This is a genomic window from Tabrizicola sp., from assembly GCF_051645465.1.
Lineage (GTDB): Bacteria > Pseudomonadota > Alphaproteobacteria > Rhodobacterales > Rhodobacteraceae > Tabrizicola.
In genome coordinates this window covers 38,134-44,723 of sequence record NZ_JBOFBI010000325.1, presented here as the reverse complement: position 1 = coordinate 44,723, position 6,590 = coordinate 38,134, and the positions used below count along the sequence as shown (strand labels likewise).

The window sequence follows — 6,590 nt, the reverse complement described above, 5'->3', positions numbered from 1 at the left end:
CTGCTCGCCGAAAACGGCCAAAGCTACTATGTGGCCTATGTGTCCGAGCAGAACCTGGTTCCCGACGAAACCGGCGAGCCTGTCGATCACCCCGACCTTGGCGATCTTTTCGGCGATTTCGAAGATGGCCGCTATCCGGTGACCTTTCAGCTCAATTGACGCTTACCAGTTGCTAACCCTTTGCCCCTTACCTTGCAGGCAACTCAAGCCAAGGGGTGCCACATGCAATTGCACACACAGACCAGAACCAACCTGATCTCGGTCCAGGTGATCGAAGACCGGATCGACGCCGCCACCGCCATCCAGTTCAAGGAAAAGATGCGCGATGCGACTGAAGGCGGGCCGGGCCGCGTGGTGCTTGACCTTGCGCGGGTACAGTTCCTCGATTCATCGGGCCTCGGCGCTATCGTTGCGGTCAAGAAGCTTCTGGGCCCCGATCGGGTGCTGGAACTTGCAGGCCTGACCCTGACGGTCGAAAAGGTCTTCCGCCTTACCCGGATGGACACCATCTTCATCATCCATCCATCGCTCGACGTGGCCGTTGCACATGCAGCCAGCGCCTGACCCGAAGCTTCTGGCAAACGATCTGCATCTGGTCTTCCCGGCCGATCCGGTTTCGGTCCGGACGGGCCTCGCGCGGCTTCTGTCGCTGCCACCGCTCGCGGACCTTCCGGCCGAAGATCGCGGCACGGCCGAGCTTGTTCTGGCCGAGGTTCTGAACAACGTCGCCGAACATGCCTACGCCCAAAGCACGGGTGCGGTAGAAGTCTCGCTTTCGCCCTGGACAGACGGTCTGGCATGCCTTGTCCTGGACCACGGGGTGGAAATGCCCGGTGGCATGCTACCGCAAGGCGGCCTGCCCGGCGGGCCCGACACAGCGCTTGAGGACTTGCCAGAAGGTGGCTTCGGCTGGCACCTGATCCGGACGCTGACCCGCGAGCTCACCTATGCGCGGGCGGGCGGGTGCAACCGGCTTAGCTTCATCCTGCCCACCGGTAGACAGGATCTCTAAAGTTCTTCGGTCCTGCCGCAAGAGCACCATCTTCACGCACCGCCGCTGCCCGAAAGCCGGGCGATCTTCGCTCCCGCGGCACATTGCTGCACCCTGGCGTCCGGATCCTCAGTCCGACCTCTCCCGGATGTCGGGGTCCCTGCCTCTTGGCTTCGCGCCCCGCGCGGCCTAGCCTGCCCCCAGTGATCCCACCCAGGCGATCGCAAGGGGACAATATGCGCGACCTTCACCTTCCCGGCCGCTCGGCGGTCTATGCCCGGAACGGCATCTGCGCCACATCGCATCCGATTGCCGCGCAAGTGGCGATCGACATCCTGAAATCCGGCGGCAACGCAGCGGATGCCGCCATCGCCGGGGCGCTGGTCCTTGGGATCGCAGAACCGCAGATGACCGGGATCGGCGGGGATTGCTTTGCCCTCGTGAAACCCGCGGGGACGGAGGAGATTCTGGCCCTGAACGGCTCGGGCCGCGCGCCAAAGGGCCTCGACCCCGCAGCGCTTCGCGCCCAAGGCCTGACCGCGATCCCGATCCAGGGGATCGAGGCCGTCACCCTCCCCGGCGCCATCGATGCCTTCTGTCGCCTGAACGAAGACTACGGCCTCAAATCGCTGGCCGACATCCTCGCCCCCGCGATCCGCTACGCCGAGGAAGGCATTCCCGTCGCCCCCCGCGTGGCGTTCGACTGGGCCGAAGACGTCGCCTGCCTGAAAGGCGCCGCCCGGGCGTTCTACAGCATCGGCGGCCAGGCCCCGGCGACAGGCCAGATCTTCCGCGCCCCCGGCCAGGCCGAAGTCTTCCGCCACATCGCGCAAAAGGGGCGCGCGGGGTTCTACGAAGGCGAAGTGGCCGAGGACATGATCGCCTCGCTCCAGGCCCTCGGCGGCAGCCATACGCTCGACGACCTGAACGCCACCCGCAGCGACTGGACCATCCCGGTCGCCGGGACCTACCACGGCATCGACCTCATCGAGCATCCGCCAAACGGCCAGGGTGCCACGGCGATCCTGATGCTCAACATCCTGAAACACTTCGACCTCGCCGCGATGGCCCCCTTCGGCACCCAGCGCGCGCATATCGAGGCCGAAGCGGCAAAGCTCGCCTACGACGCCCGCAACCGCTTCATCGCCGACCCCGCGCACACTACGCGCCTCGACCACATGCTCAAACCCGAAACAGCCGCGAAACTCGCCGCCCTGATCGACCCCAAACGCGCCATCCCCGCAGCGGCCCCTCTGGCCGAAGCCGTCCACAAAGACACGATCTACATCACCGTAGTCGACCGCGACCGCATGGCGGTGTCACTGATCTACTCGGTCTACTGGGGCTTCGGCTCCGGCTTCGCTTCCACCAAATTCGGCATCAACTTCCAGAACCGCGGCGCGGGCTTCACCCTTCAGGAAGGCCACCCGAACGAGGCCGGCCCCGGCAAACGCCCGATGCACACGATCATCCCCGCCATGCTCCGCCGCAACAACCGCGTGATCATGCCCTTCGGCGTCATGGGCGGCGCCTACCAACCCTGCGGCCACGCCCGCTTCGTCACCAACCTCACGGACTACGGCATGGACCCGCAGCAGGCCATCGATGCCCCCCGCTCCTTCTCCGGCCCCGAGGGGATGCAGGTCGAACGCGGCTACCCCGACCAAGTCCGCGCCGAACTGGCCGCGATGGGCCACCAGGTCACCATCCCCGACACACCCCTTGGCGGCGCGCAGGCGATCCTGATCGACGGCGACATCCTGATCGGCGCCTCCGACCCCAGAAAGGACGGCTGCGCCCTTGGCTACTAAGATCGACCGCCCCGCCATAACCGCCACCATCCGCGCCCTGACCCATGGCGAGACGGACACCGTCGCCCTCATGGCCACCGTTGTCTGCGAGATCCACCACGCCCACCCCTTCGCCGACTGGACCGGCTTCTACCGCGTCGTAGCACCCGAGCTCCTGAAGATCGGCCCCTACCAAGGCGGCCATGGCTGCCTCGTGATCCCCTTCAGCCGGGGAGTCTGCGGCGCCGCCGCCCGCACCGGCCAGATCCAGAACGTCCCCGATGTCGAGGCCTTCCCCGGCCACATCGCCTGCTCCTCCAGTACCCGGTCGGAACTCGTCCTCCCGGTCTGGAACGGGCGCGGAGACCTCCTCGGAGTCCTAGACCTTGATAGCGACACCCCCGCCGCCTTTATCAAGGAGGATGAGGACTGGCTCACCCCCCTCCTCGCCGAAGTCTTCAAGGACGCCACCTGACATGCACCGCCTCCTCTGCGCCCTCACCCTCGCCCTGGCTCCCATGGCCGCCCAAGCCGAAACCGGCCCGCCGACGGCTGAGGAGGTCGCAACCGCCAAAGCGGCCTGCGCGGTAGAGGTGAGGCAGGACTGCCTCTTCGCACTGGCGGTCGATGCGGCGCTGGCAGAGACTCGCACCGCCCAGATCCCTTATCACTTGAACCAGGTCGCCATAGTGCAGGCCCGGACCGGCGATGTGGTGGGCGCAGACCGCACATTATCTCTCACTGAGCCCGAAGAAGGCGCACTCCTTTCACTCGGTCGCTGGGATGAGGCTTACGAAGTCGCAAAACTCCAGTTCCCGAACATGATCGTCGAACAAGGAACTCCCGAAGGCTCCACCAAGAACGGAATGGTGCGGGCCATGCTGAAAGCGGGTGAGGAAGAACTGGCACTGTCCACCGCGCTTTCAATTCCCGAAGGTGGGTACCGCGAACGCGACGAGGCCCTTCGTGTGATCTTGGACCACCATCTTTCGGAGCAGGACTTTATTGCCGCGCGGGCGGTTTTCGACCGAATGCAAGAGCGGTTCACTCGCGACCAAGCACTTCTTTCGTTGGTCGAGGCACAGACTGCGGCCGGGCTCACGGCAGAGGCGACCGCAATGCTGAACCAGACAGAAGACCCAAGGACCCAAGCCCAGGCGCGACTGGTGTTGGCGAGGGCGCTGGAAGAAATGGGCTCAACCGAAGCCGCCAAGGCGCAGTTCGACCTGATTTTCGCCAGTGCGAACGGGAAGGACGGGCTACAGGATTGGGGCCTTTCAGTACTGATCGACGCGGCTGATCTTGCCCTTTCGCTTGGCGAGACCGCCGTCGCCCGGCAGCATGCGGAAGCGGCATTTGCAGTTATTGATCAAGATAGGAAAAGTTCTAGACCTGCGCACATCCGCAATGCTTCGAACCCGATCAACCTGATCCGTGTCGCAACCGTGCTTCAGCTTGCCGGTTCCTTTGACAAGGCCGCTACACTCTTTGCCGAAGCGGCCTTGCCACCGCGCCAACCCGAAGATCGTGATCGGAAGGTGGCGAGACTGGCAGAACTTCTGCTCTCACACCTCCGCTTGCAAGACCGAGAAGCTGCCGATGCGACCCTTCAAGAGTTGCTGTTGATTGGCGACGGAGCGGCTGCATGGGCAGCGAACGAGCGCCTCCGCGAAGTCGGCCTTGCCCTTGTTGATTACGGGTTTCCTCTGGATGCGCAACGGATTGCCGAGCAGCTTGAGACACTTCCGTATGCTGGCGGCAAGTCCTACGCGATTTACGCCGCGCTTCTCGCCAAAGACCCGGCACTTGCTCCGTCGCTGCTTCCCGGCATCCGCAGCAGCTATCTGCACATAGAGGTCTCCATTGGCTTCGCGCAATGGCTCCATGCTTCAGGCCAAGACGCGAAGGCGCAACAGATGTTGCAGTCTTTGGTCATCGATCACGCAGGGCGCAGCAAGGACGATTATCCACTTCCCTCTGATCGGACCCGGGCGCTGTCAGAAATAGCCAAAGCGCAGGCCAATCTGGGCTTCGCTGACGATGCCGCAGCCACTCGGCTGCGGGGCCTGGCCTTTGCCGACATGAACATGATCCCCGGCCTCCGCGTCACGGCCCTCCTCTCCCTCGCCGACAGCTTTCCGTGATCCTGTGCCACTCATCATCTTGATCTCTCACCCCGCCGGAGGCAGGTAGACAACATGACCACCATCACCCTCCTCGACGGCGGCATGGGCCAGGAACTCCTCGCCCGCTCGGGCGATGAGCCCACACCCCTCTGGGCCACCCGCGTGATGCTCGACCACCCCGGCCTCGTCCGTGACATCCATGCCGACTACTTTGCGGCCGGGGCCACCATCGCCACCACCAACACCTATGCCATCCACCACGACCGCCTGTCCCGCGTCGGCCTCGACCCCATGTTCCACGCCCTCCACCTCCGCGCCCTGGCCGAGGCGCATGAGGCCCGCGCCGCCCACCCACACACCCGCGTCGCCGGTTCCCTCGGCCCCCTCCAGGCCAGCTACCGCCCCGACCTGACCGAGCCCGTCACTGAGGCCGCCCCGAAATACGCCGAGATCGCCCGCATCCTTGGCCCTCATGTCGACCTGATCCTGATCGAAACCGCCGCCTCCATCGAGGCCGCCGAGGGTGCAGTCATCGGCGCACAAGCCGCCCACAAACCCGTCTGGCTCTCCATCTCCGTCGACGACCGCGACGGCACCAAACTCCGCTCCGGCGAGCCCGTCGCCGACCTCCAACGCCTCCTAAAACACCCCATCGAAGCCCTCCTCGCCAACTGCTCCGTCCCCGAAGCCATGGCCGACGCCCTCTCCGCCCTGAAACCCCTAGGCAAACCCTTCGGCGCATACGCCAACGGCTTCACCCACATCTCCGGCAACTTCCTGAAAGACGCCCCCACGGTCAAAGAACTCACCCACCGCCACGACCTAACCCCCGAGAAATACGCCGACTTCGCCCTCCAATGGGTCGCCCAGGGCGCCACCATCGTCGGTGGCTGCTGCGAGGTTGGCCCCGCCCACATCCGCCACCTCCGCGACCGCCTGACAGCCGAGGGCCACACGATTGTCTAAACCCTCCCTCATCCCCGATTTCGACTACTTCCCCCCGGACACGCCCCTGCAGTTCCTGCACGAAGACCCCCAGGTCCTTGTCCTCGACAAACCCGCGGGCCTCCTCTCCGTCCCCGGCAAACTCGCCAACCGCGAGGATTGCCTGATCACCCGCCTGCAAGCCGCCCGCTGGGACGCGCTCCTCGTCCACCGGCTGGACTGCGACACCTCCGGAGTCATCATCTTCGCCCGCACCAAGCAGGCGCAAGGCTTCCTCGGCCAGGAATTCGAACACCGCCGCGCCAAGAAGACCTACATCGCCCGCCTCCACGGCCAGGTGGCCGAAGACCAAGGCACCATCGACCTCCCCCTCGCCAGCGATTGGGACTACCGCCCCCGCCAGAAGGTCGACCCTACAGGCCGCCCCGCGCAGACCGACTGGCAGGTCATCGACCGCACCGATACCGAGACCCGCGTCCGCCTGACCCCCCACACCGGCCGTAGCCACCAGCTCCGCGTCCACATGCTCGCCCTCGGCCACCCGATCCTCGGCGACCAGATCTACGCGCCCGAAACCACCCGCGCCCATCCCCGCTTGATGCTTCATGCCGAAACACTCGCGCTTCACCATCCTGCGACGAAAAACTGGATCGCGTTCACAGCCCCGATCCCATTCTGAAATCCTTTAACTGACTTTCAAGTTCCGTGCTTAACTCTGGCCCGAACAAACCCGGGGGC

8 protein-coding genes are annotated in these 6,590 nt (G+C 65.0%); all 8 read left to right on the top strand.

Annotated elements, in window-relative coordinates; all coding sequences use genetic code 11:
* Positions 1-159, top strand: a 159-nt coding sequence (hspQ, locus tag ACRCSW_RS21045) for a heat shock protein HspQ (protein WP_438707611.1), incomplete at its 5' end; no start/stop codon positions are given.
* Between the two features lie 63 nt (positions 160-222).
* On the top strand, positions 223-564 hold the full coding sequence (locus ACRCSW_RS21040; protein WP_438707610.1) for an STAS domain-containing protein: 342 nt from the start codon (positions 223-225) through the stop codon (positions 562-564).
* A complete protein-coding gene (locus tag ACRCSW_RS21035; protein WP_438707609.1) occupies positions 548-1,012 on the top strand; it encodes an ATP-binding protein in 465 nt (154 codons plus the stop codon). The genes ACRCSW_RS21040 and ACRCSW_RS21035 overlap by 17 nt, the downstream gene beginning before the upstream one ends.
* A 215-nt stretch (positions 1,013-1,227) precedes the next feature.
* The gene (locus ACRCSW_RS21030) at positions 1,228-2,802 is read left to right on the top strand and encodes a gamma-glutamyltransferase family protein (protein WP_438707608.1); all 1,575 of its coding nucleotides are present in this window, start codon (positions 1,228-1,230) and stop codon (positions 2,800-2,802) included.
* Positions 2,792-3,256, top strand: a complete 465-nt coding sequence (locus ACRCSW_RS21025; RefSeq protein WP_438707607.1) for a GAF domain-containing protein — start codon at positions 2,792-2,794, stop codon at positions 3,254-3,256. Before ACRCSW_RS21030 ends, ACRCSW_RS21025 begins: the two co-directional genes overlap by 11 nt.
* 1 nt (position 3,257) lies before the next feature.
* Positions 3,258-4,925, top strand: coding sequence for a hypothetical protein (locus ACRCSW_RS21020; protein ID WP_438707606.1), 1,668 nt, complete (start codon positions 3,258-3,260; stop codon positions 4,923-4,925).
* A gap of 54 nt (positions 4,926-4,979) precedes the next feature.
* Positions 4,980-5,873 (top strand): homocysteine S-methyltransferase family protein, encoded by an 894-nt coding sequence (locus ACRCSW_RS21015; RefSeq protein WP_438707605.1) that lies wholly within the window; start codon positions 4,980-4,982, stop codon positions 5,871-5,873.
* Entirely contained in the window at positions 5,866-6,531 is a 666-nt protein-coding gene (locus ACRCSW_RS21010) for an RluA family pseudouridine synthase (RefSeq protein WP_438707604.1), read from the top strand. Before ACRCSW_RS21015 ends, ACRCSW_RS21010 begins: the two co-directional genes overlap by 8 nt.
* The last annotated feature ends 59 nt before the right edge of the window (positions 6,532-6,590 follow it).